Here is a 26,023-nt window from a genome sequence, read left to right on the forward strand (position 1 = left end):
AGCACATCTATCAGCAGGTCAGTAAAGGGACGCTACCTGCCGGTATCGAATACTGGCAACCGCTGTTCTTCAGCGAGCCGCTGCCGCCGTTATTCAGCTATTTCCCGGCCAGCACGCTGATCGTCAACACCGGCGATCTCGAGGCCAGCGCGGAACGATTCCAGAATGAAGCCCGCGCCCGCTTTGAAAACCGCGGCGTCGACCCGATGCGCCCGCTCCTGCCGCCTGAGCTGCTGTGGCTGCGCAGCAATGAGCTATTCAGCGAACTGAAAAAATGGCCGCGCGTGCAGCTGAAAACCGAACGTCTGGCGGACAAAGCGGCGAATACTAATCTGGGCTACCAGACGCTGCCGGACCTCGCCGTCCAGGCGCAGAACAAAGCGCCGCTGGATAATCTGCGCCGCTTCCTCGAGTCCTTTACCGGTCCGGTGATCTTCTCGGTGGAAAGCGAAGGCCGCCGTGAAGCGCTGAGCGAAATGCTGGCGCGGATTAAAGTTGCGCCAAAACATGTGCTGCGTCTGGAGGAAGCCACCGGCAACGGCCGCTATCTGATGATTGGCGCCGCCGAGCACGGGTTTATCGACAGCCAGCGCGGCCTGGCGCTGATTTGCGAGAGCGACCTGCTCGGCGAGCGGGTGGCGCGCCGTCGTCAGGATTCGCGACGCACCATTAACCCTGACACTCTGATTCGCAACCTCGCCGAACTGCATATCGGCCAGCCGGTCGTTCACCTGGAACACGGCGTGGGCCGCTACGCGGGCATGACTACCCTGGAAGCCGGCGGCATCACCGGCGAATATCTGATGCTGACCTACGCCAACGATGCCAAGCTATACGTTCCGGTATCGTCCCTGCATCTTATCAGCCGCTACGCCGGCGGGGCGGAAGAAAACGCCCCCCTGCACAAGCTGGGCGGCGATGCCTGGACCCGGGCGCGACAAAAAGCGGCTGAGAAAGTACGCGACGTGGCGGCCGAGCTGCTGGATATCTATGCCCAGCGCGCGGCGAAGGCGGGTTTTGCCTTTAAACACGACCGCGAACAGTATCAGCTGTTCTGCGACGGTTTCCCATTTGAAACCACGCCGGATCAGGCGCAGGCGATCAACGCCGTCCTCAGCGATATGTGCCAGCCGCTGGCCATGGACCGCCTGGTGTGCGGCGATGTGGGCTTCGGCAAGACCGAAGTGGCCATGCGCGCCGCCTTCCTCGCCGTGGAGAACCACAAGCAGGTGGCGGTGCTGGTGCCGACCACCCTGCTGGCTCAGCAGCACTATGACAATTTCCGCGATCGTTTCGCCAACTGGCCGGTACGCATCGAAATGCTCTCCCGCTTCCGCAGCGCTAAAGAGCAGGCGCAGATCCTCGAGCAGGCCGCGGAAGGCAAAATCGATATCTTGATCGGCACCCACAAGCTGCTGCAGAGCGAGGTGAAGCTGCGCGATCTCGGGCTGCTGATCGTCGACGAAGAGCACCGGTTTGGCGTGCGGCATAAAGAGCGCATCAAAGCGATGCGCGCCGATGTCGATATCCTGACCCTCACCGCCACGCCGATCCCGCGGACGCTGAACATGGCGATGAGCGGGATGCGCGATCTGTCGATCATCGCCACGCCGCCGGCGCGCCGCCTGGCGGTGAAGACCTTCGTTCGCGAATATGACGCCCTGGTGGTGCGCGAGGCGATCCTGCGCGAAACGCTGCGCGGCGGCCAGGTCTACTATCTGTTTAATGACGTTGAGAACATCCAGAAAGCCGCCGACAAGCTGGCGGAGTTGGTGCCGGAGGCGCGGATCGCCATCGGTCACGGTCAGATGAGGGAGCGCGAACTGGAGCGGGTGATGAATGACTTCCATCATCAACGCTTCAATGTGCTGGTGTGCACCACCATCATCGAAACCGGGATCGACATTCCCACCGCCAACACCATCATCATCGAACGCGCCGACCATTTTGGCCTCGCCCAGCTGCACCAACTGCGCGGCCGCGTTGGCCGTTCGCATCACCAGGCCTATGCCTGGCTGCTGACGCCGCATCCGAAAGCGATGACCACCGATGCGCAAAAGCGCCTCGAGGCCATTGCGTCGCTGGAGGATCTCGGCGCCGGCTTTGCGCTGGCAACCCACGATCTGGAGATTCGCGGGGCCGGGGAACTGCTTGGGGAAGATCAGAGCGGTCAGATGGAAACCATCGGTTTCTCCCTGTATATGGAGCTGCTGGAGAACGCAGTCGATGCGCTGAAAGCCGGGCGTGAACCCTCGCTGGAAGATCTCACCAGTCAGCAGACGGAGGTTGAACTGCGCATGCCTTCCCTGCTGCCTGATGATTTCATCCCTGACGTCAATACGCGCCTGTCATTCTATAAGCGCATTGCCAGCGCCAAAAACGAACAGGATCTGGAGGAGATCAAAGTCGAGCTGATCGATCGTTTTGGCCGCCTGCCCGATGCCGCCCGCAACCTGCTGGATATCGCCCGTCTGCGTCAGCAGGCGCAAAAGTTAGGGATCCGCAAGCTGGAAAGCAACGAAAAAGGCGGCGTGATCGAATTTAACGAGAAAAACAACGTCAATCCGGTGTGGCTGATCGGCCTGCTGCAGAAGCAGCCCCAGCACTTCCGCCTGGACGGTCCCACGCGCCTGAAGTTCATGCAGGACCTGGAGGAGCGTAAGACGCGGATGGACTGGGTTCGCCAGTTTATGCGTCAGCTGGAAGAGAACGCCGTCGCCTGACTGGCAGGAGATACGGCCCCGCTGCCGTATCTCCCTTCCCACATACCTCGCAATCTTTACAAACATTTTGCAATCCGCCTGGATTTCCCCACACAGACTCACGCCATAATCTCATCTGCTTTTCGTATAAAAATAACCACTTACATATTTTGGAGTTATGGTAATGAGAAACCGTTTCCCCGTGACGCTTTGGCTGACGCTAGTCGCGTTAGTCGCCGCGCTGGCCCTCCCCGCGCGCGCTAACACCTGGCCCCTTCCCCCGCCGGGCAGCCGGCTGGTGGGTCAGAATCAGTTTCATGTGGTACAGGATGACGGCGGTTCGCTGGAAGCGATTGCCAAGAAGTACAATGTCGGCTTCCTGGCCCTGCTGCAGGCCAATCCCGGGGTTGACCCCTATGTTCCGCGCGCCGGCAGCGTGCTGACCATCCCCCTGCAGACGCTGCTGCCCGATGCGCCGCGCGAAGGGCTGGTGATTAACCTCGCCGAACTGCGCCTCTACTATTACCCGCCGGGCAAAAATGAAGTGACCGTCTACCCAATCGGCATCGGCCAGCTGGGTGGGACCACCATCACACCGACGATGGTCACAACCGTGTCCGACAAACGGGCCAATCCGACCTGGACACCTACCGCCAACATTCGCGCGCGCTACAAGGCTATGGGGATTGAGCTGCCGGCGGTAGTGCCTGCTGGTCCTGACAATCCGATGGGCCATCACGCCATCCGCCTCGCCGCCTATGGCGGAGTCTATCTCCTGCACGGCACCAATGCCGATTTCGGCATCGGTATGCGCGTCAGTTCCGGCTGCATTCGTCTGCGCGATAACGATATCAAGGCGCTGTACAACACTATCTCGCCGGGCACGAAGGTGAACATTATCAACACGCCGATCAAGGCGTCGGTTGAGCCGGATGGCCGCCGTCTGGTTGAGGTCCATCAGCCGCTGTCTGAGCATATCGATGACGACCCGCAGACCCTGCCCATTACGCTTAATGCGGCCATGACTGCGTTCAAACAGGCGCCGCAGACCGACGGGACGGTGATGGAGCGCGCGATGAATTACCGCTCGGGCATGCCGATTGACGTCACCCGTCATGCTGACCCAGGACCGCAGTCGTTGTAGTCTTACGCTGCACAAAACAAAAAACCCGCCTGATGGCGGGTTTTTTGTTGGCAAGGGTCAAACAGGGGTACAACAGGGTCTTACTCATCGCTGTCCGGTGAAGGGGGCCGGGCAGCGACGCATCGGGCTTACTTGTAGATAACGGCGGTACCGTGAAGGGTATTCGGACCGGTTACCGAAGTAATACGGTATGAAGTGGCGCCCATCTCATCCGCTTTCTGCGCCAGCTGGTCTTCCAGCGAGCCCAGGTTAGTCCCGGCAGAAGCAGAGATGGTGCCTACTTTATGCTGTCCTGCAGGGGTGGACTGCACCTCTACAGCGGCAAAGCTGGCGAAAGAAAGGGAACTTAAAACGGCGGCAATAGCCAGAGTATTAACGGTTTTCATGATTATTATACCTGTGCAGATGAATTTTATAGTAGGGTCGCAAGCATTAACTTAACGATCGATAGGTAAATAATAATGTGATCTATGTCACACGTCAATGCATTTTTATAACGATCGTTTAACTATTTATAAAATGCTTAAATTTCATACATATATGAGTTATTTATTTTTAAACCGACAGCGCTGGCCCCGGCGATCGTTTATTTTTATAATGGCCTTTCACCAAACCAACATAGGTACAACGGCACCATGACAACTGACGTTCAAAGTTGCGCCAAAAAAAGCCGTGGCCGACCGAAGGTGTTCGACAGGGATGCGGCGCTGGACAAAGCCATGACACTCTTCTGGCAGCACGGCTATGAGGCGACCTCGCTCGCCGATCTGGTCGAGGCGACAGGAGCAAAAGCCCCCACCCTGTATGCGGAATTTGTGAATAAAGAAGGCCTATTCCGCGCAGTGTTGGATCGTTACATTTCGCGCTTTGCCGCGAAGCACGAAGCCGTGCTGTTTGCCGAGGGAAAATCCGTCGATCGCGCGTTGCGTGACTACTTCACGGCGGTCGCCACCTGCTTTACCAGCAAAGAGACGCCGGCCGGCTGCTTTATCATCAATACCTCCGCCGCGTTGGCCGCCTCCTCGACGGATATCGCCAATACCATCAAATCCCGCCATGCGATGCAGGAGCAGGCGCTAACCCAGTTTCTGCAGCAGCGGCAGGCGCAGGGCGAACTGCCCGCGGGCCGCGATGTCGCGCAGCTGGCGCAATTTCTTAACTGCGTTCTGCAGGGGATGTCGATTAGCGCCCGGGAAGGCGCGGATTTCGACAAGCTGATGCAAATCACCGATACCACTCTCCGTCTCTGGCCGCAGGTCCTCGAGTCCTGATGCGCCCTGCTTCCGGCGGTATTCTGCCGCCGGATCCGCTCTCCTGTTGGCTTTATCCCCACAAAATAGATTGATTTTTATTATCTTTTCTCGCGCAAGATAAACGCAAATGATATTGATTGCGATATTCATTATGTGCAAAATCCTTTTTTGAGTTTTTCCAGATGTTTCGCATTGTAACGAATACCGGCCGACGCCGGCCCATAACAACGACAAAGCAACTTGCTCATAAAAGGAATGGATATGAAAAAGCGCCTCTGGGTGCTCCACCCTCTGCTGCTGGCCAGCACGCTGCCTGCGCTGGCGGCTCAGTCTGATGAAGACAGCATCATCGTTAGCGCAAACCGCACCCATCGCACCGTGGCCGAAATGGCCCAAACCACCTGGGTCATTGAGGGCCAGGAGATTGAGCAGCAGGTCCAGGGCGGGAAAGAGTTCAAAGACGTGCTGGCGCAGCTGATCCCCGGCATCGACGTCAGCAGCCAGGGGCGGACCAACTATGGGATGAACATGCGCGGGCGCGCGATCGTCGTGCTGATTGACGGCGTCCGACTCAACTCCTCACGCACCGACAGCCGCCAGCTCGACGCCATCGATCCATTCAACATCGAACATATCGAAGTGATCTCCGGAGCGACCTCGCTGTACGGCGGGGGCAGTACCGGCGGGCTTATCAACATCGTTACCAAAAAGGGGCAGCAGGATCGTCAGGTCGATCTTGAGGTGGGCAGCAAGAGCGGTTTTGCGAACAGCAACGATCATGATGAGCGCGTCGCGGCGGCCGTCAGCGGCGGAACAGACCACGCATCCGGCCGCTTGTCGGTAGCCTATCAGCGTTTCGGCGGCTGGTACGACGGCAATAACGATGCGCTGATCCTCGATAATACCCAAACGGGGCTCCAGCACTCTGACCGCCTCGACGTGATGGGGACGGGGACGATTGAGATCGATGATAACCGCCAGCTGCAGCTGGTCACCCAGTATTATAAAAGCCAGGGCGATGATGACTACGGTCTGTGGCTCGGGAAGAACATGTCCGCGGTCACCAGCGGCGGCAAAGCGTATACCACCGACGGGCTCAATTCCGACCGTATCCCCGGCACCGAACGCCATCTGATCAGCCTCCAGTACTCCGATGCCGACTTTTTCGGCCAGAATCTGGTGAGCCAGGTGTACTATCGCGATGAGTCCCTCACCTTCTATCCGTTCCCGACGCTCACGAAAGGTCAGGTCAGTAGCTTCTCCTCGTCGCAGCAGGATACCGATCAGTATGGGGCCAAGCTGACCCTCAACAGCCAACCGCTGGCGGGGTGGGATCTCACCTGGGGTCTCGACGCCGATCATGAGACCTTTAATGCCAACCAAATGTTCTTCGATCTGCCACAATCGATGGCCTCCGGCGGGTTGCACAACGAATCGATCTACACAACCGGCCGCTACCCGGGATACAGTATTTCCAATGTCGCGCCATTCCTGCAGTCCAGCTACGATCTGAACGATATCTTTACCGTCAGCGGCGGGGTACGCTACCAGTGGACCGAAAACCGGGTCGACGACTTTGTCGGCTACGCCCAGCAGCAGGATATCGCCAACGGCAAAGCGCGCTCCGCCGACGCCATCAAAGGCGGCAAAACCGATTATGACAATTTCCTGTTTAACGCCGGGATCGTGGCCCACCTGACCGAGCGTCAACAAACCTGGTTTAACTTCTCGCAGGGTGTCGAGCTACCGGACCCTGGTAAATACTATGGCATCGGTAAATATGGCGCTGCGGTGAATGGTCATCTGCCGCTGATCTCCAGCGTCAACGTCGATGACTCGCCGCTGCAGGGGATCAAAGTTAACTCGTATGAGCTGGGCTGGCGCTACACCGGCGATAACCTGCGCACCCAGCTGGCGGCGTATTACTCGACCTCGGATAAGACCATTGTCGTCAACCGCACCGACATGACCATCGACGTTCAGTCCGACAAACGGCGTATTTACGGCGTTGAGGGGGCGGTCGACTACTTTATTCCGGATAGCGACTGGAGCGTCGGCGGTAACTTTAACGTGCTGAAATCCCAGGTGCAGACCGACGGCCGCTGGCAAAAATGGGACGTCACCCTCGCCTCGCCGTCTAAAGCCACCGCCTGGGTGGGGTGGGCGCCGGATCCGTGGAGCCTGCGCGTGCAGAGTCAGCAGGTATTTGACCTCAGCGATGCCGCCGGTAACAAGCTGGAAGGCTATAACACCGTCGATTTTATCGGTAGTTACGCGCTGCCGGTGGGGAAACTGACCTTCAGTATCGAAAACCTGCTTAACGAAGACTATGTGACTATATGGGGCCAGCGCGCGCCGCTGCTCTACAGCCCAACCTACGGCAGTTCATCGCTGTATGAGTACAAAGGTCGTGGCCGCACCTTTGGTCTGAACTACGCCTTAACCTTCTGATAAAAAAAGCCCCTCAGCCTGAGCGATTGAGGGGCTAATCACTACACAAATCTGTTTTTAGATTTTGTTGTTCAGGACCAGCTGGCCGTTGTTGTCCAGCGGGATCTGGCTGCCGGGATCGTGATCCATGCGGATTTTCCCCTGCTGATCGCCTATCTTATAGGTCACATCGTAGCCGAGCATTTTATCGGATTTGTCATACACCGTTTTGCAGCGCTGCTGGGTGGTGGTGTAGGTATCGTTGTCCTGCATCGCGCCCTGGATCTGGTTGCCTGCATAGCCGCCGCCCAGCGCACCTACGACCGTCGCCACGCTGCGTCCGTGACCGCCGCCAAACTGGTGGCCAATCACCCCGCCCGCCACCGCGCCCAACACCGAACCGGCGATGCGGTTTTCATCCTGTACCGGACGACGATGAGTCACCGTGACATTGCGGCATTCCTGACGCGGCGTTTTCACGGTTTCTTTAATCGGTGTACTGGAGACCACTTGCGCATACTGCGGGCCGCGATCCAACACGTTGAGACCAGCGACAGCTGCAACGCCCAGCGCGGCAGCCACGCCTATCCCTATACCCGCCAACATAGATTTATTCACGGGAGTTCCTCCTTTGTTGCTGTTGATACAATTTTGCAACCGGAGCCGGGAGGGCGCAAATCAGATAGCGGATGAAAAGTGCGAGAATTCGCTGCAAATCAAAGGGATTCAGAGGATTCCGAGCGGGATCTCTGCGGTTCCAGCAGAAGAGCCCGGAGGCGCCCTCAGAGCGCGCCTCCGGGTCGCGACAGCGATTAGTGCAGCTTCAGGCGCGGGCGAATGATGCGGTTGATGCGCCCAACCAGCATCATCAGGCCGGTCTTGAAGTAACCATGCAGGGCAATCTGGTGCATACGGTACAGGGAGATGTACACGAAGCGCGCAATGCGCCCTTCTACCATCATCGAACCGCGCATCAGGTTACCCATCAGGCTGCCGACGGTGGAGTAATTTGACAGCGACACCAGCGAGCCATGGTCTTTATAGGTGTATGCCTTCAGAGGTTTGCCTTTCATCTGCGCCAGGATGTTGTTCAGCGCGCAGGTAGCCATCTGGTGCGCCGCCTGGGCCCGCGGAGGCACAAAGCCGCCTTCCGGACGGGCGCAGGAGGCGCAGTCGCCGATGGCGAAAATATCCGCATCGCGGGTAGTCTGCAGCGTCGGCTCGACCACCAGCTGATTGATACGGTTGGTTTCGAGGCCGCCAATCTCTTTCATGAAATCTGGCGCTTTGATCCCCGCCGCCCAGACCATTAGATCCGCCTCAATATATTCGCCATCTTTAGTGTGCAGGCCGCCCGCATCCGCGCTGGTGACCATGGTCTGCGTCAGAACCCGTACGCCCAGCTTAGTCAGCTCATTATGCGCTGCCCCGGAAATGCGCGGCGGCAGCGCAGGCAGAATGCGCTCACCCGCCTCGACCAGCGTGACGTTCAGCGCTTCGTTGGTCAGCCCTTTGTAGCCGTAGCTGTGCAGCTGTTTCACCGCATTGTGCAACTCAGCGGAGAGCTCCACGCCGGTGGCGCCGCCGCCGACGATGGCGATATTTACTTTACCGTTAGCGCCGAGGTTAGCAGAGTATTTAAGGAACAGGTTGAGCATTTCCTGATGGAAGCGACGCGCCTGGTGCGGGTTGTCGAGGAAAATGCAGTTCTCTTTTACGCCAGGGGTATTAAAGTCATTCGAGGTACTGCCCAACGCCATGACCAGCGTGTCGTACGGCAGTTTACGCTCAGCCACCAGCAGCTCGCCTTTTTCATTGCGCAGCTCGCCGAGGGTGATGGTTTTCCCTTCGCGGTTGATATCAACCACCGAGCCCAGCTGGAACTGGAAACCGTGGTTGCGGGCATGGGCCAGATAGCTCAGCGCATCAACGCCTTCATCCAGAGAACCGGTGGCCACTTCGTGCAGCAGCGGCTTCCACAGATGGCTGTGGTTACGGTCCACCAGGGTGATTTTCGCTTTCTTATGGCGCCCTAACTTTCTCCCCAGCTGAGTTGCCAGTTCCAGTCCGCCAGCGCCGCCACCCACAATTACGATTTTTTTCAATGGCGTAGTCATGTGTACCCCTAAAATTATTAACCAATTGTTAAATAAAAGTTATTGAAATAGCCTTTATTTAACAACAAGTTACGTTAATGAAACCATTCAGCACTGTCGAGAATACCATGAACGGTGCATTGGTCATACCAAAATTGATGTGCATCAAGTTTTGTCGCGTATTTTTTCAGCGAAACCAATAAGTGTAGACATGAAAAAACCCGCGTGGTGAACCCGACGCGGGTTTGGGAACAAGGGAAAAGCAGTTAGCCGAGGGTTTTAAACGCTTTCAGCCGCTGCAGATGCGGCGAGATATTTTTAAACTTATGGGTCTGCTCTTCATCCCAGATAATTTCATAATAGTGGTGCAGGAGATCGGCGGAACGCTGGCTGTCCAACGCCTCGTCCTGGCGGGAAAGCACCACCAGGCAGCGATCGCGGTTCTTCTCGCGGAAGTTGGTCACGCACTTGGTGGCGATGTCAGCATACTCTTCCGGTCGGTCGATTTTGCCTTCCATGTTCTCATGCGGAAACAGGTTTGGATTGAACACCGCCTGGCGGATATCGCACAGAAAACCAATCCGCTCCGCCCAGTAGCCGCCAAGGCCGACGCCGCAGATCAGCGGCCGGTCATCGGCAGTGAGCTGCAGCATTTTATCGACCTCTTTCAGCAAATGCTGCATATCGTGCTTGGGATGCCGCGTGCTGTAGCTAATCAACCGCACGTCCGGGTCGATAAACTGCAGCTGCATCACCTTCTCATGGTTACCGGGGCTGTTCGAGTCAAAACCGTGTAAATAGATAATCATCGCATCCTCACCAGACAACAACGCCCCGTAGAGCGTTACGCGGACTTCGCCTCTTGCCAGCGCGCATGAAGCTGCTCCAGCTGGGCACTCACCGTTTTCCAACGGGCTGAATCCCTTAACTCCTGACGGGAAAAGGAACCTTTATGATACAATTTCGTAACACGCTCTGCTTTGATCGGCGACAGGTTATCCAGCACACTGACCGCGCCTTTACGATTATTGCAGACGAGGATCATATCGCAACCGGCGTCGAGCGATGCCTGACCGCGTTCGGCATAGCTGCCCATGATCGCCGCCCCTTCCATCGACAGATCGTCGGAGAAAATCACCCCGTCAAAGCCCAGTTCGCCGCGCAGCACCGTTTTCAGCCAGTACGCCGAGCCGCTGGCCGGACGCGGATCGAGCTCCGGGTAAATCACATGCGCCGGCATAATGGCGTCCAGACGCTGCTCGGCGATAAGGCTTTTGAACACCGCCATATCATGGTCGCGGATAACCGATGCCGCCCGCGGATCGAACGGCGTCTCTTTGTGCGAATCGGCAGTCACCGCCCCGTGACCCGGGAAGTGTTTGCCGGTGGTTTTCATGCCCGCGGCGTGCATCCCGTCAATGAAGTGACGCGCCATCGTCAGCGCTTTCTGCGGATCTTCATGATAAGAACGTTCGCCGATTGCGGCGCTGATATGGCCGACGTCCAGCACTGGCGCAAAACTAATATCGATATCCATGGCGATCATTTCGCTGGCCATCAGCCAGCCGGCTTCGGCGGCCAGTTTGCCCCCCTCTTCCATCCCCAGCAACGCGGCGAAAGACTGGGCCGCCGGTAAACGGGTAAACCCTTCGCGGAAACGCTGAACCCGCCCCCCTTCCTGATCGACCGCCACCACCAGATGGTTCCGGGAGGCGTCGCGGATCTGGCGCACCAGCTCGCGCAGCTGCGCCGGATCGTGATAATTTCGGGTAAAGAGGATCAACCCTCCCACCAGCGGATGCGCCAGAATCTCTCGCTCTTCCGCATCCAGCTCATACCCTTCGACATCCAACATCACTGGGCCCACACTGACCTCTCTTATCCTTTACGTTCGTTGTCTAACTGACACCATATTTCATCTGCCAGCGTGATAAATTGCCGGTCCCCGCTCTGCCGCCAGCGCATTTCATACCAGCCCGCCATCAGCAGCAGTACCCACGGGCGCCAGAGTGCAACCTGCCGCCAAAGCAGCTGCGCGTCGATGGCCGCCCGCCGGGCATACGCTTCTACCAGCCGACGGCGCTCGCCAGGCGTGATCCACACCGCGGCCAGCTCCAGCGCGATATCGCCATCGCCGGCATATTCCCAGTCGATCAGCCTCAGGCCGGACTCATTATGAATAATATTGCCGGCATGGACGTCCATGTGCAGCGGCGCCAGCCGCAGGGGACGGGGCTCGCCCTGGCGGCGCAGCCGCTGATGCCAGCGCAGCCAACGCGGCTTGCGCCGCGCCGGATCGCACCTCTGCCAGTACTGGGCCAGCAGTGGTGTGAGGCTAACCCGCCAGCCAAACCGCGGTTGCTGATGCAAATCATACAATAAGCCTGACAGCTGCGGGGAGGCCGGTAACTCGCTTTTCACCTCCCCTGCGCAATACTCCACCACCATCCAGCAGGGTGAGTAAAACAGCGGGGTTGGCGCCAGCCTGGCAGGCAGTCGGCGGAGTGCGTGATACTGACGGCGAAAATGGTAAGTGGCGGCAGACGGATCGTGCGGCTGACGCAGCACGTGCCGCCGGTCGCCGTCGCTGATAATCACACTGCCGCCGCTGAGGCCACTCTGGCTCAGCGAGGCGACAGGATGATAATGGGGAAAGAAGCGCGACAAGAGCTCGTCGCGCGTTAGCTTATTGTTGCTGAACAGCACCTTTACCTGACCAGATTATCTCACCGGTTTGCACCAGCATGAGCTGCATTTTCAGCTCAGGCGCGTTGACGTTGCCGGTGGCATTGGAGTAAAGCACATACTGCGCGCCCACGTTGCGGGCGATGCCCATGGCTTTGCTGCGGCTGCCAAGGCTGTCCTGCGGCGACAGGCCCAGCTGCTGCTTGGCGACCGCCAGCTGCTGCGCCGATACCAGGGTAAATTTGCCGTTACCGGCCAGCGCACTACGTAGCGCAGTGGTGGCTTCTCCAGCATTCAGCGAACCGTTGGTGCGGTTGTTCACGCTGTCAACCAGCAGAATACTGCCGGCATTGACCCCACTCGCCTGCAGCATCTGCCCCACCAGCGGCTGAACCGCGCCGTTCCAGTCATAATGACGCACGCGCGGCGCCGGCTGACCCGACTGCTGATCCTGATGCTCAATCGGCCCAGGCTGCGCCGGGACAGAGGGCACCGCCGGTACGGTCGGCACCGTGGGCTGCGGCTGCGCAGGCTGCTGCGGCTGCGGTTTGGCCTCTTCTACCGGCGCGGGCTGCTCCCGCAACCCCGCACAGCCTGCGAGGAATATCGCCAGTGCTGTGATTAACGCATAGCGACACATTTTCATCATTATAATTACCCCTTACAGATAAAGATAAAGGCGGGCCTTATGCGCCCCCAGGATATTGGCGCTGCCATATAACGTGACCGAGGAGCGGGCCGGTACCACGATGGTGCGCGGCGCGTCCAGCGGATGCATCTCCAGCCCTCGGGCGTCATACCAGAAAAAACGATAGTGCACGGTAACCGGCTGCTGGCGCTCGTTATATAGCGTTGAGGAGGCGGTAGCCTGAATCTCTGTCGCCACGACGGCAGGCTCGCTGGCGCTGATCCCCGCCGCCAGCACGCTCGACTCCATCACCAGCGCCTGCTGGTCAGAAACCGGGATCTCCGGATGTGAACTACACCCGGCGAGTAGCCCCGCCGCCAGACACGCGCCCAAAAGGGTCCTGAGCATGACGTTAGCCTTTGTGCGCCAGCATCGGGCCAAGCGGACGACCGCCCAGCAGATGCATATGGATATGGTACACTTCCTGGCCGCCGTGGCGGTTGCAGTTGACGATCAACCGATAGCCATCGTCGGCAAGACCTTCATCGCGGGCGATCTTCGCCGCGACGGTCATCATCCGGCCCAGCGCCAGCTCATGTTCAGCGGTGACGTCATTTACGGTAGGAATCAGAACATTCGGGACAATCAGAATATGGGTGGGCGCCTGCGGGGAGATGTCGCGAAAAGCGGTCACAAGCTCATCCTGATAGACAATATCCGACGGGATCTCCCGGCGAATGATTTTGCTGAAAATCGTTTCTTCTGCCATGACTGATTCCTTATAAGTTTTATCCCGTGCGCTGGCCTGCTTCTGCAGATAAACGCGGACGCACAGGTTCCGCTAAGAGTATGAGCGACATTCTCCCTCTCTTTCAACCTGAAAGCTCTTTTTCTTATTCAACTATAGACTTAGCTGCTGAGGGAATAAGCATATGGCGGACTGTTTTCAGGGTTATCGCTTGTGGGGCACCGACTTTAGCGCATAAAAAAGGCAGCCAGTTGGCTGCCTTAGTCTCCCCGATACTACGTCTTAACTGTTACGGATGTACTCATCCATTTCAGTTTTCAGGTTATCGGACTTGGTACCGAAGATGGCCTGTACGCCAGAACCTGCCACTACCACGCCAGCGGCGCCCAGTTTTTTCAGGCCAGCCTGGTCAACTTTCGCTACATCCGCCACGCTAACACGCAGACGAGTAATACATGCGTCGAGGTTGGTGATGTTCTCTTTACCGCCGAAAGCGGCGACCAGAGCCGGAGCCATCTCGCTGGTGGCGCCAGCTTTGCTCTCTTCGGTGGTGTCTTCACGACCCGGTGTTTTCAGATCCAGGGCTTTAATCAGCACACGGAAAATGACGTAGTACACGATCGCATAGCAGATACCAACAATCGGGAACAGCCACAGCTTGCTGCTGTTACCGGACAGCACGATAAAGTCGATCAGGCCGTGAGAGAACGAGGTACCGTCACGCATACCCAGCAGGATACAGATCGGGAACGCCAGGCCCGCCAGAATGGCATGGATAACGTACAGGATCGGCGCCACGAACATGAACGAGAACTCGATCGGCTCGGTGATACCGGTCAGGAACGAGGTCAGCGCGGCGGAGATCATGATACCGCCCACTTTGGCGCGGTTTTCCGGTTTAGCAGAGTGCCAAATAGCAATAGCCGCTGCCGGCAGACCATACATTTTGAACAGGAAGCCGCCAGACAGTTTGCCCGCCGTCGGGTNNGTCGGGTCGCCTGCCATGTAGCGCGGGATATCGCCGTGGAACACCTGACCAGCCGCGTTGGTGTATTCGCCGATCTGCATCTGGAAAGGAACGTTCCAGATGTGATGCAGACCAAACGGCACCAGGCAACGTTCGATGAAACCGTAGATACCAAACGCCACCACTGGGTTCTGATAAGCAGCCCACTGGGAGAAGGTTTGGATCGCGGAGCCGATCGGCGGCCAAATGAAGGAGAGGATCACGCCGGTGAAGATAGCGGCCAGACCAGAGATAATCGGCACAAAACGCTTGCCCGCAAAGAAGCCGAGATATTCTGGCAGCTTGATGCGATAGAAGCGGTTGAACATGTAGGCGGCGATAGCACCGGAGATAATACCGCCAAGCACGCCGGTATCAGCAAGGTGTTTTGCCGCAATCTCGTCAGCAGGTAAATGCAGCACCAGCGGCGCAACAACCGCCATGGTTTTCACCATGATGCCGTAAGCCACGACTGCAGCCAGTGCGGATACACCGTCGTTATTGGTGAAGCCGAGGGCCACACCGATAGCGAAGATCAGCGGCATATTGGCGAAAACTGAACCGCCTGCTTCTGCCATAACGTGGGAGACCACGGCTGGCAGCCAGCTGAAGTTAGCGGAACCGACGCCCAGCAGGATACCTGCGATAGGCAGTACGGATACCGGCAGCATCAGCGATTTACCGACCTTCTGCAGGTTAGCAAATGCATTCTTAAACATAATTGAGAGTGCTCCTGAGTATTTGGTACTTTTTTACGCTTTCACGCATTGGCCCGGGGGGAGAACCGTGCCGTGGACAGGACATCTAAGCGCCCTTTATTTATTACACAGAGTAAAATAATTAACGGGATGATTGTTTGACGGCTATCACGTTTCAATCAGCCTTCCGGTAAAAATTTACATCAACTTACATAAATTGTATCCAGATGTTGCTAAAAAACCTTCACCGCCACTTTTGTGGCGGTGAACTTTACTCGCTTTGGCTATTAATTACGAGCCTTAAAATAATAAGCAGATCAAGCAGGTTGCAAACGGGCGGGGTCGATGTGGAACAGGGTGGCAAAATTGTCGGTGGTCTGCTGAGCCAGCTGCTCAAGCGACACCCCCTTCAGTACCGCCATATACTCGGCAACGTCACGGACCAGCGCCGGCTGGTTCTCTTTGCCGCGGTGGGGGACCGGCGCCAGGTACGGCGAATCGGTTTCAACCAGCAGGCGATCCAGCGGCACGTAGCGCGCCGCATCACGCAGCTGCTCGGCGTTACGAAAAGTGACGATACCGGAAAACGAGATATAGAACCCCATATCGAGCAGCTTGCCCGCTGTCTCCCTGTCCTCAGTGAAACAGTGTAGTACGCCACCGCAATCCGTCACCTTTTCTTCGCGCAAAATCGCCAGAGTATCGGCACGCGCGTCACGGGTATGGACGATCACCGGCTTATTGAGCTCACGGCCGATACGAATGTGGTCGCGGAACGAGCTTTGCTGTTGGGCTTTAGTTTCCGGGGTATAAAAATAATCCAGACCGGTCTCCCCCATCGCCACGACGCCCTCTTCCGCTGCCAGCGCGCGCAGAGTCTCTACCTCCCAGGGCTCGTCCTGGTTTAATGGGTGTACGCCGCAGGAGAAGACGACGTTGTCACGCGTCCCCACCAGTTCGCGCATACTGCGGTAGCCAGGCAGCGTCGTGGCGACGGCGAGGCAAAATTTCACATCGCGTGCGGCCGCTTTAGCCAGCACGTCGTCGACGTTTTTGTGTAGAGTTTGATAATCCAGACCATCAAGATGGCAGTGGGAGTCGACTAAAAACATAATGTCTCACTCAGAGGTGGGAGACGGGTAAAACCGTCCCAGGTTGCAGGTAATGTTCCCAGCGCAGCAGGCGCTCGGTAAGCAGCAGTTCGCGGTTGACACCGACAACGTTGAGCAATTGCTCGCGGCAGGTACAGACGTCATGGGCAATCGCCTGCAGCCGGGCGGCGGGCAGGCTGTGCGCCAGCTGCTCCAGCAGCGGCCAGACGTCAGGGTTACTCACCAGGGTAATCCCCTGCTGTCGTTTTTGCGCATCGACCAGCAGCGACGCCAGCCAGTGCAGGCGAACCGCCGCCTGTTCATGATTGAGTATCGGCAGCAGCGCCAGCCAGTCACCGCTCGCCAGGGTAGCCGCCAGCGCCTGACACAACTGCTGCCGCGCCGTCCACAGCGGTTCCTGTAACAGTTCGAGCGCCGCAGCCGGCGCGCTGGCGCACAGGCGTAACGCGGTCAACAATGACTCCTGCGGCAGGCTCACCTCACGCTCCAGCCAGGCCAGAGCATAAGGCTCAGACGGCGGCGCCAGATGATGCAGGCGACAGCGGCTGCGCAGAGTGGTCAGCAGACGCGCCGGCTCCTCGCAGGCGAGGAAGAACCAGGTATTCTCCGGGGGCTCCTCCAGCGTTTTCAGCAACGCGTTGGCGGCGGCATCGGTCAGCAAGGCAGCATCGCTAATCCAGACCACTTTTGCCCCACCAAGGCGCGCATGTTCATAGAGCTTTTCATTGACATCGCGCACCGCGTCAATACCCAGCGCGCTCTTGCCCTTCTCGGGGCTGAGCGCATAGTAATCGGGGTGCGTGCCGGCCTGCATCAGCTGACAGCTATGGCAGTGGCCGCAGCTTTTATGTCCTTCGGGCTGGCGGCACATCAGGAAGCGGCACAGCGCGTAAATCAACGCCTCGCCGCCCATCCCGTTCAGGGACTGTAACAGTAAGGCGTGGTGGCCTCGTCCGGCCTGATAGCTACCGACCAGTTGCTCGAACGAGGGGCGCAGCCACGGATACCATTTCATGCCGCTTGCTCCGCCATCCACTGGGCGATCGTGGCGCGAATGTCGCGCGCCACGGCATCCAGCGGCTGAGTTGCGTCAACCGTGCGGATAGAAGGATCGGCGGCGGCCAGCTCAAGATAGCGCGCGCGGGTACGGTTGAAAAAGTTCATGGACTCCTGCTCAATGCGATCCAGCTCGCCGCGGGCCCGGGCGCGCTGCAGCCCCACTTCCGGCGTGACGTCGAGATACAGCGTCAGATTGGGGCGAAAATCACCGAGTACCGCGTCGCGCAGTGTCGCCAGCATCGTGCGGTCAATTCCCCGGCCGCCGCCCTGATAGGCCTGCGTCGACAGATCGTGACGATCGCCGATCACCCACTGGCCGCGGGCCAGCGCGGGCTTAATCACGGTCTCCACCAACTGGACGCGCGCCGCGTAAAACATCAGCACTTCCGCTTTATCGTTAATCACTTCATCGCCCGTGGACTGGATATCCAGCACCAGGCTACGCAGTTTTTCGGCAAGGATTGTGCCCCCCGGCTCGCGGGTAAACACCATATCGTGAATACCCGCCGACTGCAGCGTCTCCACCACCAGTTGACGTGCGGTGGTCTTCCCGGCGCCCTCCAGCCCCTCGATGACGATATAGTTACTGCGCATTTTTTTCCTTAAGTACTTTCAGATAATCCTGCACCGCACGGTTATGACTGACCAGGTTTGTGGTAAACGTATGGCCCCCTTTCCCGTCGGCGACGAAATAAAGATATGGCGTTTTCGCCGGATGGGCGGCCGCCTTCAGCGAGGCCTCGCCCGGCACCGCGATAGGGCCCGGCGGCAAACCGCTGATGGTATAAGTATTGTATGCGGTCGGCGTCTCGAGATCCTTACGCGTTAACTTACCAGTATATCCTGCGCCCATCCCGTAGATTACGGTCGGATCGGTCTGCAAGCGCATACCGATGCGCAGGCGGTTGATAAATACCGACGCGACGCGGTCGCGCTCTTCCGCTACCGCGGTCTCTTTTTCAATAATCGAGGCCATGGTCAACAGCTGGTTCTGATCGGCATAGGGCAGATTCTCCATCCGTCCTTCCCAGACCTTCGCCACTTCGGCGACCATTTTCTGATGCGCGCGCTTGAGGATGGCGATATCGCTGGTGTTGGCGGTGTACATCCAGGTATCCGGCCAGAACCAGCCCTCTACCCAGTCGGCATGCTCAAGACCTAATGCCTTAGCCACCGTCGCGTAGCTATCGTCTTCAAGCGTGTGCTTCACGTACGGGGCATCGCGCAGCTGGCGCAGGTAGTCGCTGACGCGCATGCCTTCGACAAAGCGCAGCGGAAACTGCACCTCTTTGCCGCTGGCCAGCAGCTGCAACATCTCGCGCACCGTCATTTGCGGCGTGAAGCGATAGGTCCCGGCCTTGAAGTGAGACAGCTCAGGTTCCACCCGCAGCAGCCACTGGAAAACGCGCGGGCGATTGATCACCTTCTCGCGATAGAGATCCTGGCCCAGCGCCAGCCGGCCGGTGCCGGCTTCGAGGGTAAAGATGGTCTCTTCCTTAATCAGCAGCTTGCTGTCCGCCAGCTGGCGTACCTTCCACATGCCTGCCGCCGCGGCGATGCCCAACAGCACGACCAGCAACAGGATAAAACGTAACATTTTCTTCATACTAACCAGACAGCTCACACAAAGGGGCTAAAAAATGGTAAAGCTCACGCGAGGACCAGGTGGTCTCCTCCCAGCGGCGAACCGGCACCAGCGGCATCAGCGCATTGCAGATCAGCACTTCATCGGCCTCCCGCAACGTCTCGGGACGCGCTGTCACTTCGACAACGCGAAACGTCGATGGTGCCAGCTGCGCGATACAGCGCTGCCGCATAATGCCGTTGACCCCGGCATAATCGAGTCGCGGAGTAAATACATCACGTCCCTGACGCCAGAATAAATTCGCGGCACAGCATTCCGTAAGCCACCCGTCACTGTCAAGGACCAGCGCCTCATCGGCGTCCGTCTGCTCAAGATGAGAGCGGATCAGCACCTGCTCAAGGCGATTAAGGTGCTTCAGGCCGGCAAGCCAGGAGTTGCGCCCCAGGGGCACCGGACTCTGGGTCAGAGTAATGCCCTCCTCCCGCCAGCGCGCATAATGCGCCGGGTATGGCGAGAAGCTGAGAATGCGAGTGGGCGACACGCAGCCTGCCGTACTGTATCCCCTTCCCCCAACGCCGCGGGTGAGAGTCACCTTGAGCACGCCCTGCGCGTGCGGCCGAGCCAGACGCTGCATCTCTTCGCTCAGCGTCAGCCAGTCGTTAAATGGGATATGTAATTTTTCACAGGTTGTCTGTAAACGCTGCAGATGGGCGTCCAGTAGCGCAACCTGCCCTTGCTGGATGCGGGCGGTGGTAAAACAGCCGTCGCCAAACTGGGTGGCGCGATCGTTCGCTGCCAACGTGTCCTGTACAACGCCGTTTATCAAGAACATAAAGGACTCCTTTTCACTGGTCGGTCAGTGTGTCAGGACCCAGAGCAGAGAACAAGGGGAGAAAGCTGAATAAAAAAGGCCCGACGAACGGGCCTTTTGTTAAAGCAGTGCCGGGGCAAGCCCTGTCACACTTTTTTGAAGATCAGCGAACCGTTAGTGCCGCCAAAGCCGAAGGAGTTGCACAGGGTGTACTCCATACCGGAAACCTGACGCGCTTCGTGTGGAACGAAGTCGAGGTCGCAGCCTTCATCCGGGTTGTCGAGGTTGATCGTCGGCGGAACCGCCTGATCGCGCAGCGCCAGGATAGAGTAAATCGACTCTACCGCCCCTGCCGCACCCAGCAGATGCCCGGTCATGGATTTGGTAGAGCTCACCAGTACGCGGCTCGCCGCATCACCGAAGACAGACTTAACCGCCTGCGCTTCCGCTTTATCGCCGGCCGGCGTCGAGGTGCCGTGGGCGTTGACGTAGCCGATCTGGCCCGGTTCGATGCCCGCATCGCGAATAGCATTCACCATTGCCAGCGCGGCGCCCGCGCCATCTTCCGGCGGTGACGTCATGTGGTAAGCATCGCTGCTCATGCCGAAGCCAACGATCTCGGCGTAGATTTTGGCGCCGCGTTTTTTGGCATGCTCGTACTCTTCCAGCACCACCATACCCGCGCCGTCGCCCAGCACGAAGCCATCACGATCTTTATCCCACGGACGGCTCGCCGCCTGCGGGTTGTCATTGCGCGTGGAGAGCGCACGCGCCGCGCCGAAGCCGCCCACGCCAAGCGGGGTACTGGCTTTTTCCGCGCCGCCTGCCACCATCGCATCGGCATCGCCATAGGCGATGATGCGCGCGGCCTGGCCGATGTTGTGCACGCCTGAAGTACACGCGGTCGCGATAGAGATACTTGGCCCACGCAGACCAAACATGATGGTCAGATGTCCGGCCACCATGTTAACAATTGTGGAAGGAACGAAGAATGGGCTGATCTTGCGCGGTCCGCCGTTAACCAGCGAACTGTGGTTTTCTTCGATCAAGCCGAGACCGCCGATACCGGAGCCGATAGCGGCGCCAATACGGGTTGCATTCTCTTCCGTCACTTCAAGGCCAGAATCCTGCATGGCCTGAACGCCAGCGACAATTCCATATTGAATGAAGGCATCCATCTTGCGCTGTTCTTTGCGCGAGATAATGTCATCACAGTTAAAATCCTTTACTAAGCCAGCAAATTTCGTTGCATAGGCGCTAGTATCGAAATGGTCGATCAGGCTGATGCCACTCTGACCGGCAAGGAGAGCTTTCCAGGTAGACTCTACGGTATTGCCGACAGGAGACAACATGCCCAGTCCGGTCACAACTACACGACGCTTAGACACGTTTGTCCTCCAGGGAGGGAAAATAGATTCTTGTGGGACAATAAAAAGATAAAACTCAGGCGGTCGAATGACCGCCTGGAGATGTTCACTTACGCCTGGTGGCCGTTGATGTAATCAATGGCAGCCTGAACGGTGGTGATTTTCTCAGCTTCTTCGTCCGGAATCTCAGTATCAAACTCTTCTTCCAGAGCCATTACCAGCTCAACGGTGTCAAGAGAATCAGCGCCCAGGTCTTCAACGAAGGAAGCATTGTTGGTAACTTCTTCCTGCTTAACGCCCAGCTGCTCGCCGATAATTTTCTTAACGCGTTCTTCGATAGTGCTCATACTCTTAAATTTCCTATCAAAACTCGCTTTCGCGATGGTTTTCGTAGTGTATAAAATGTTGAAAAATTTGCAACTAAATCCCGGCAGGTCTTACCACGATTTTGCGCTATTTTGAGGCCGTTTGCCCTAAGAACGCAAATCTTTTCGCACAAAACCGCACAGAGAACCGTGCGAAGTGCGCGGTTCCTGAACGTTTTGCACAAATCTCGGTCAGACCATGTACATTCCGCCGTTGACGTGCAGCGTTTCACCAGTGATGTAACTTGCTTCGTCAGAGGCTAAAAATGCAACCGCGCTGGCGATTTCATTTGGGGTGCCAAGGCGCCCCGCAGGAACTGCCGCCAGCGTACCCGCACGCTGCTCATCGGTCAGCGCACGCGTCATGTCCGTTTCAATAAAGCCCGGAGCAACAACGTTTACAGTAATACCGCGGGACGCAACTTCACGCGCCAGTGATTTACTGAAGCCGATCAGACCCGCTTTCGCCGCGGCGTAGTTGGCCTGACCCGCATTTCCCATGGTACCAACCACAGAACCGATAGTGATAATACGTCCATGACGCTTTTTCATCATAGCGCGCATTACCGCTTTTGACAGACGGAAAACCGATGACAGGTTGGTTTCGATAATATCGTTCCACTCGTCATCTTTCATGCGCATTAACAGATTGTCGCGAGTGATCCCGGCATTATTCACCAGGATATCCACTTCGCCAAACTCTGCGCGCACATTTTCCAGAACAGATTCAATAGATGCCGGGTCGGTCACATTCAACATCAGACCTTTACCATTGGCGCCTAAATAGTCGCTGATCGCCTGCGCGCCGCTTTCGCTGGTCGCAGTACCGATAACTTTCGCGCCACGGGCGACGAGCGTTTCAGCGATAGCACGGCCAATACCGCGGCTTGCACCGGTAACCAGCGCGATTTTTCCTTCAAAACTCATGGTTTTCCTCTTTTATTGCTCAAGCGCCGCAGACATCGCCGCCGGCTCGTTAAGCGCGGAAGCGGTCAGGGTGTCAACAATACGTTTGGTCAGGCCGGTGAGGACTTTACCCGGGCCAACCTCATACAGGTGCGATACGCCCTCGGTAGCCATAAACTCAACGGTTTTGGTCCACTGCACCGGGCTGTACAGCTGGCGCACCAGCGCGTCGCGAATGGCGTCCGGCGCGGTTTCGCACTTCACGTCGACGTTATTCACCACCGGAATCGTCGGCGCGTTGAAGGTGATTTTCTGCAGCTCTACCGCCAGTTTTTCTGCGGCTGGCTTCATCAGCGCGCAGTGGGACGGCACGCTCACCGGCAGCGGCAGCGCGCGTTTGGCGCCGGCGGCTTTACAGGCGGCGCCAGCGCGTTCAACGGCCTCTTTGTGCCCGGCGATAACCACCTGGCCCGGAGAATTGTAGTTCACCGGAGAGACCACCTGCCCTTCGGCAGATTCTTCACAGGCTTTGGCGATAGCGGCGTCGTCCAGACCGATAATCGCGGACATGGCGCCGGTACCTTCCGGTACGGCTTCCTGCATGAATTTACCACGCAGCTCAACCANNGTATTCGCCGAGGCTGTGACCCGCCAGCAGCGCTGGCGCTTTGCCGCCCTGCTGTTGCCAGACGCGGTACAGCGCCACGGAGGCGGCGAGCAGCGCCGGTTGAGTCTGCCAGGTCTTATTCAGTTCTTCTGCCGGGCCCTGTTGCGTCAGCGCCCACAGATCGTAACCCAACGCTGCGGAAGCTTCACCGAAGGTCTCTTCAATGACCGGCCAGGCGGCAGCCATTTCGGCCAGCATGCCTACGGCCTGAGAGCCCTGCCCCGGGAACACAAATGCGAATTGCGTCATGTTTAAATCCTCATACTAAAAACGAACCAGCGCGGAACCCCAGGTGAAACCGCCACCAAAGGCTTCCAGCAAAATCAGCTGACCGCGCTGAATACGGCCATCGCGGACGGCCTCATCCAGCGCGCAAGGGACTGACGCCGCGGAGGTGTTGCCATGGCGGTCGAGGGTCACAACGACGTTATCCATCGACATACCCAGTTTCTTCGCCGTCGCGCTGATAATACGCAGGTTAGCCTGATGCGGCACCAGCCAGTCCAGCGCTGAACGTTCAAGATTATTCGCTGCCAGCGTCTCATCAACGATGTGCGCCAGCTCGGTGACACCGCCACTTTGAAGACTTCGTTGCCGGCCATCGTCAGATAGATCGGGTTTTCCGGATCGACACGATCGGCGTTCGGCAGGGTCAGCAGTTCGCCATAGCTGCCGTCGGCATGCAGATGCGTCGAGATAATGCCCGGCTCTTCGGAGGCGCCCAGTACAACCGCGCCGGCGCCGTCTCCGAAAATAATAATCGTTCCGCGATCCGCCGGATCGCAGGTGCGCGCCAGCACATCGGCGCCAACAACCAGCGCATAATCTACCGCGCCGTTCTTCACATACTGATCGGCGACGCTTAGCGCATAGGTGAAACCGGCGCAGGCGGCGGCGACATCAAACGCCGGGCAACCCTTAACGCCCAGCATTGACTGGATCTGGCATGCAGAACTCGGAAACGCGTGCGTGCCGGAAGTGGTCGCAACGATAATCAGACCAATTTGCTCCGCGGACACGCCCGCCATCGCCAGCGCCTGCTTTGCGGCTTCAAAGCCCATCGTAGCAACTGTTTCATGCGCTGCGGCAATACGACGCTCACGGATACCTGTGCGGGTGACAATCCACTCGTCAGAGGTTTCTACCATTTTTTCCAGGTCGGCGTTTGTACGCACTTGCTCGGGCAGATAGCTGCCGGTACCAATAATCTTCGTATACATGTACGCTCAGTCACTCTTGGGTGATATACCCGCCTCGTTCAACCGCCGCGGCGTCAATCGTGGCCATTCGTCCCGCTTTGCTGTCGGGCGTTCACGTCACTGTCGCTTTCCGGCAGCTCGAAACCAGCTGGGTATAAAGATTCCAGGCGCGCGGCGATCCGCTGAGGGATCTGCCGCTGCACCGCCTGCACTGCCTGCTCTATCGCGACGCTAAAGGCGCGTTGATTGGCAGCACCATGACTCTTGATCACGGAACCGCGCAATCCTAACAGACAGGCGCCATTATACTGGTCGGGGTTGAGGTGACTGAATCGCCTCGCCAGGCTTTTTTGTAACCAACGTTTTAGTAACAGCAGCCACCACGACCGTTTTTTGCCCTCTCCCTGAGATTTCAGCAGTGAAAGGAACATTCTGACAACACCTTCCATGGTTTTTAATGTGACGTTGCCCGTGAATCCATCACAAACCAGCACATCGGTTTTTCCGGTCAACAGCTCATTGGCTTCAAGATAGCCGATGTAGTTGAGGGAAGGCAGCGTTTTGAGCACTGCGGCAGCATCGCGGATGCTGCCGAGGCCTTTCATCTCTTCTTCGCCGATGTTCAACAAAGCGACGCGGGGGTTGGCAATGCCGACCACTTCTTCCGCCAGCACCGCGCCCATTACCGCGAACTGCACCAGCATCGTGCTGTCGCAATCGACGTTGGCGCCGAGATCCAGCACCACGGTTTTGCCCTTCTGCTGGTGCGGTAAAACCGTCACCAGCGCCGGCCGCTCAATACCTTCGATCGGTTTGAGCAGCAGTTTCGCCAGACCCATCAGCGCGCCGGTGTTGCCAGCGCTGACGCAGGCTTGCGCCCGCCCTTCTTTCACAAGCTCCAGCGCCACGCGCATTGAGCTTCCACGACTGCTGCGGATAGCCTGTGCGGGTCGCGCATCACTGGCAATAACTGACTGCGCAGGAATAATCTGCAGACGCGAACGTTGTTCGAAGTCAGCTTTGGCGAGTAATGGCGTGATGGCGTCGGGATCGCCGACTAAAAGAAGTGTGAGTTGCGAATTAGAGTTCAGTGCCTGCAGTGCTGCAGGCACCGTCACGGATGGGCCGAAATCGCCCCCCATGACATCTAACGCCAGGGTTAGACGTGTCAAGGTATCGTCGCTGCCCGGTTCGGTGATTCCCCAGTTGCCCGGGGAGTCCTCACTAAGCTTCATCACGCTGGCACCCGCGAATATTCACGCTGCAGACGCAACAATCCGGGCATAAATGCCCCCAGCGACCGGGTTAACCGAGTTTCCAGGGACGCACACGCCCGCCATGGCCTGCAACGGGAAATCCTGCGAGTATCGCGTGATTACTTAGCGATAACCTTGCGACCGCGGTAGAAACCGTCGGCAGTGATGTGGTGACGCAGGTGTTTCTCACCAGAAGTTTTGTCTACAGACAGGCTGGTGACTGCGGTCAGCGCGTCATGGGAACGACGCATGCCACGTTTGGAACGGGTTGGTTTATTCTGTTGTACGGCCATGGACCTTACTCCT

Annotated in this window: 26 protein-coding genes and 2 pseudogenes; 5 read left to right on the forward strand and 23 right to left on the reverse strand. The window is 57.9% G+C overall.

Annotated features, from left to right (window positions below; translation table 11 throughout):
- A partial coding sequence (mfd, locus tag KHQ28_RS19245) for a transcription-repair coupling factor (RefSeq protein WP_211777650.1) occupies positions 1–2,723 on the forward strand: 2,723 nt, incomplete at its 5' end.
- A 163-nt stretch (positions 2,724–2,886) separates the two neighbouring features.
- Positions 2,887–3,846 (forward strand): L,D-transpeptidase family protein, encoded by a 960-nt coding sequence (locus tag KHQ28_RS19250; RefSeq protein ID WP_023279550.1) that lies wholly within the window; start codon positions 2,887–2,889, stop codon positions 3,844–3,846.
- Between the two features lie 128 nt (positions 3,847–3,974).
- On the opposite strand, the gene bhsA is transcribed toward KHQ28_RS19250, so the two are convergent.
- On the reverse strand, positions 3,975–4,232 hold the full coding sequence (gene bhsA, locus KHQ28_RS19255; protein WP_002900788.1) for a multiple stress resistance protein BhsA: 258 nt from the start codon (positions 4,230–4,232) through the stop codon (positions 3,975–3,977).
- A 97-nt stretch (positions 4,233–4,329) separates the two neighbouring features.
- Between bhsA and KHQ28_RS19260 the strand changes: the two genes are divergently transcribed.
- On the forward strand, positions 4,330–4,485 hold the full coding sequence (locus tag KHQ28_RS19260) for a hypothetical protein (protein WP_032419093.1): 156 nt from the start codon (positions 4,330–4,332) through the stop codon (positions 4,483–4,485).
- Positions 4,482–5,117 carry a TetR/AcrR family transcriptional regulator gene (locus KHQ28_RS19265; protein ID WP_004140640.1) on the forward strand — a complete coding sequence of 212 codons (636 nt, stop codon included), beginning with the start codon at positions 4,482–4,484 and terminating at the stop codon, positions 5,115–5,117. Before KHQ28_RS19260 ends, KHQ28_RS19265 begins: the two co-directional genes overlap by 4 nt.
- Positions 5,118–5,169: 52 nt before the next feature.
- On the opposite strand, the gene KHQ28_RS19270 is transcribed toward KHQ28_RS19265, so the two are convergent.
- Positions 5,170–5,292 (reverse strand): hypothetical protein, encoded by a 123-nt coding sequence (locus KHQ28_RS19270; protein WP_009484243.1) that lies wholly within the window; start codon positions 5,290–5,292, stop codon positions 5,170–5,172.
- A gap of 68 nt (positions 5,293–5,360) precedes the next feature.
- On the opposite strand from KHQ28_RS19270, the gene KHQ28_RS19275 reads away from it, so the two are divergent.
- A complete protein-coding gene (locus tag KHQ28_RS19275; protein WP_004150817.1) occupies positions 5,361–7,550 on the forward strand; it encodes a TonB-dependent siderophore receptor in 2,190 nt (729 codons plus the stop codon).
- 57 nt (positions 7,551–7,607) lie between these two features.
- On the opposite strand, the gene KHQ28_RS19280 is transcribed toward KHQ28_RS19275, so the two are convergent.
- The 21 genes and pseudogenes from KHQ28_RS19280 to rpmF form a co-directional block, all read right to left on the reverse strand.
- Positions 7,608–8,147, reverse strand: a complete 540-nt coding sequence (locus KHQ28_RS19280) for a glycine zipper 2TM domain-containing protein (RefSeq protein ID WP_002900781.1) — start codon at positions 8,145–8,147, stop codon at positions 7,608–7,610.
- 194 nt (positions 8,148–8,341) lie between these two features.
- Positions 8,342–9,646, reverse strand: a complete 1,305-nt coding sequence (locus tag KHQ28_RS19285; RefSeq protein ID WP_002900778.1) for an NAD(P)/FAD-dependent oxidoreductase — start codon at positions 9,644–9,646, stop codon at positions 8,342–8,344.
- 245 nt (positions 9,647–9,891) lie between these two features.
- Complete coding sequence (ycfP, locus tag KHQ28_RS19290) at positions 9,892–10,434, reverse strand: alpha/beta hydrolase YcfP (RefSeq protein WP_002900775.1); 543 nt, start codon at positions 10,432–10,434, stop codon at positions 9,892–9,894.
- Positions 10,435–10,469: 35 nt separating this feature from the next.
- Positions 10,470–11,480 (reverse strand): beta-N-acetylhexosaminidase, encoded by a 1,011-nt coding sequence (gene nagZ, locus KHQ28_RS19295; RefSeq protein ID WP_004147935.1) that lies wholly within the window; start codon positions 11,478–11,480, stop codon positions 10,470–10,472.
- Between the two features lie 23 nt (positions 11,481–11,503).
- The gene (thiK, locus tag KHQ28_RS19300; protein WP_032419095.1) at positions 11,504–12,331 is read right to left on the reverse strand and encodes a thiamine kinase; all 828 of its coding nucleotides are present in this window, start codon (positions 12,329–12,331) and stop codon (positions 11,504–11,506) included.
- The gene (gene lpoB, locus KHQ28_RS19305) at positions 12,312–12,950 is read right to left on the reverse strand and encodes a penicillin-binding protein activator LpoB (protein WP_014342994.1); all 639 of its coding nucleotides are present in this window, start codon (positions 12,948–12,950) and stop codon (positions 12,312–12,314) included. Before lpoB ends, thiK begins: the two co-directional genes overlap by 20 nt.
- A 21-nt stretch (positions 12,951–12,971) precedes the next feature.
- The gene (locus tag KHQ28_RS19310) at positions 12,972–13,346 is read right to left on the reverse strand and encodes a YcfL family protein (protein WP_002900683.1); all 375 of its coding nucleotides are present in this window, start codon (positions 13,344–13,346) and stop codon (positions 12,972–12,974) included.
- A 4-nt stretch (positions 13,347–13,350) separates the two neighbouring features.
- Entirely contained in the window at positions 13,351–13,707 is a 357-nt protein-coding gene (gene hinT / locus KHQ28_RS19315) for a purine nucleoside phosphoramidase (RefSeq protein WP_002900681.1), read from the reverse strand.
- Positions 13,708–13,968: 261 nt separating this feature from the next.
- On the reverse strand, positions 13,969–15,411 hold the full coding sequence (gene ptsG, locus KHQ28_RS19320) for a PTS glucose transporter subunit IIBC (RefSeq protein ID WP_211777651.1): 1,443 nt from the start codon (positions 15,409–15,411) through the stop codon (positions 13,969–13,971).
- Positions 15,412–15,707: 296 nt separating this feature from the next.
- A complete protein-coding gene (locus KHQ28_RS19325; protein WP_004140680.1) occupies positions 15,708–16,502 on the reverse strand; it encodes a metal-dependent hydrolase in 795 nt (264 codons plus the stop codon).
- Between the two features lie 10 nt (positions 16,503–16,512).
- Positions 16,513–17,517: a DNA polymerase III subunit delta' gene (holB, locus tag KHQ28_RS19330; RefSeq protein WP_004147932.1), complete on the reverse strand. Its 1,005-nt coding sequence runs from the start codon at positions 17,515–17,517 to the stop codon at positions 16,513–16,515.
- Positions 17,514–18,155, reverse strand: coding sequence for a dTMP kinase (gene tmk / locus KHQ28_RS19335; RefSeq protein ID WP_002900674.1), 642 nt, complete (start codon positions 18,153–18,155; stop codon positions 17,514–17,516). The genes holB and tmk overlap by 4 nt, the downstream gene beginning before the upstream one ends.
- On the reverse strand, positions 18,145–19,167 hold the full coding sequence (gene yceG, locus KHQ28_RS19340; protein ID WP_211777652.1) for a cell division protein YceG: 1,023 nt from the start codon (positions 19,165–19,167) through the stop codon (positions 18,145–18,147). The genes tmk and yceG overlap by 11 nt, the downstream gene beginning before the upstream one ends.
- Position 19,168: 1 nt before the next feature.
- Positions 19,169–19,978 (reverse strand): aminodeoxychorismate lyase, encoded by an 810-nt coding sequence (gene pabC, locus KHQ28_RS19345; protein WP_004190983.1) that lies wholly within the window; start codon positions 19,976–19,978, stop codon positions 19,169–19,171.
- 125 nt (positions 19,979–20,103) lie between these two features.
- On the reverse strand, positions 20,104–21,345 hold the full coding sequence (gene fabF, locus KHQ28_RS19350) for a beta-ketoacyl-ACP synthase II (RefSeq protein WP_002900666.1): 1,242 nt from the start codon (positions 21,343–21,345) through the stop codon (positions 20,104–20,106).
- Positions 21,346–21,434: 89 nt separating this feature from the next.
- Positions 21,435–21,671, reverse strand: a complete 237-nt coding sequence (acpP, locus tag KHQ28_RS19355; protein WP_000103754.1) for an acyl carrier protein — start codon at positions 21,669–21,671, stop codon at positions 21,435–21,437.
- Between the two features lie 210 nt (positions 21,672–21,881).
- Positions 21,882–22,616 (reverse strand): 3-oxoacyl-ACP reductase FabG, encoded by a 735-nt coding sequence (gene fabG, locus KHQ28_RS19360; protein ID WP_002899294.1) that lies wholly within the window; start codon positions 22,614–22,616, stop codon positions 21,882–21,884.
- 12 nt (positions 22,617–22,628) lie between these two features.
- Positions 22,629–23,511 (reverse strand): annotated as a pseudogene (fabD, locus tag KHQ28_RS19365) (ACP S-malonyltransferase).
- Between the two features lie 15 nt (positions 23,512–23,526).
- Positions 23,527–24,482 (reverse strand): annotated as a pseudogene (locus KHQ28_RS19370) (beta-ketoacyl-ACP synthase III).
- A gap of 53 nt (positions 24,483–24,535) precedes the next feature.
- Positions 24,536–25,633, reverse strand: a complete 1,098-nt coding sequence (plsX, locus tag KHQ28_RS19375) for a phosphate acyltransferase PlsX (RefSeq protein ID WP_004224085.1) — start codon at positions 25,631–25,633, stop codon at positions 24,536–24,538.
- Between the two features lie 203 nt (positions 25,634–25,836).
- Positions 25,837–26,010 (reverse strand): 50S ribosomal protein L32, encoded by a 174-nt coding sequence (gene rpmF / locus KHQ28_RS19380; RefSeq protein ID WP_000290724.1) that lies wholly within the window; start codon positions 26,008–26,010, stop codon positions 25,837–25,839.
- Positions 26,011–26,023 lie beyond the last annotated feature (13 nt).

The organism is Klebsiella sp. 28, from assembly GCF_018223905.1.
GTDB lineage: Bacteria > Pseudomonadota > Gammaproteobacteria > Enterobacterales > Enterobacteriaceae > Klebsiella > Klebsiella pneumoniae.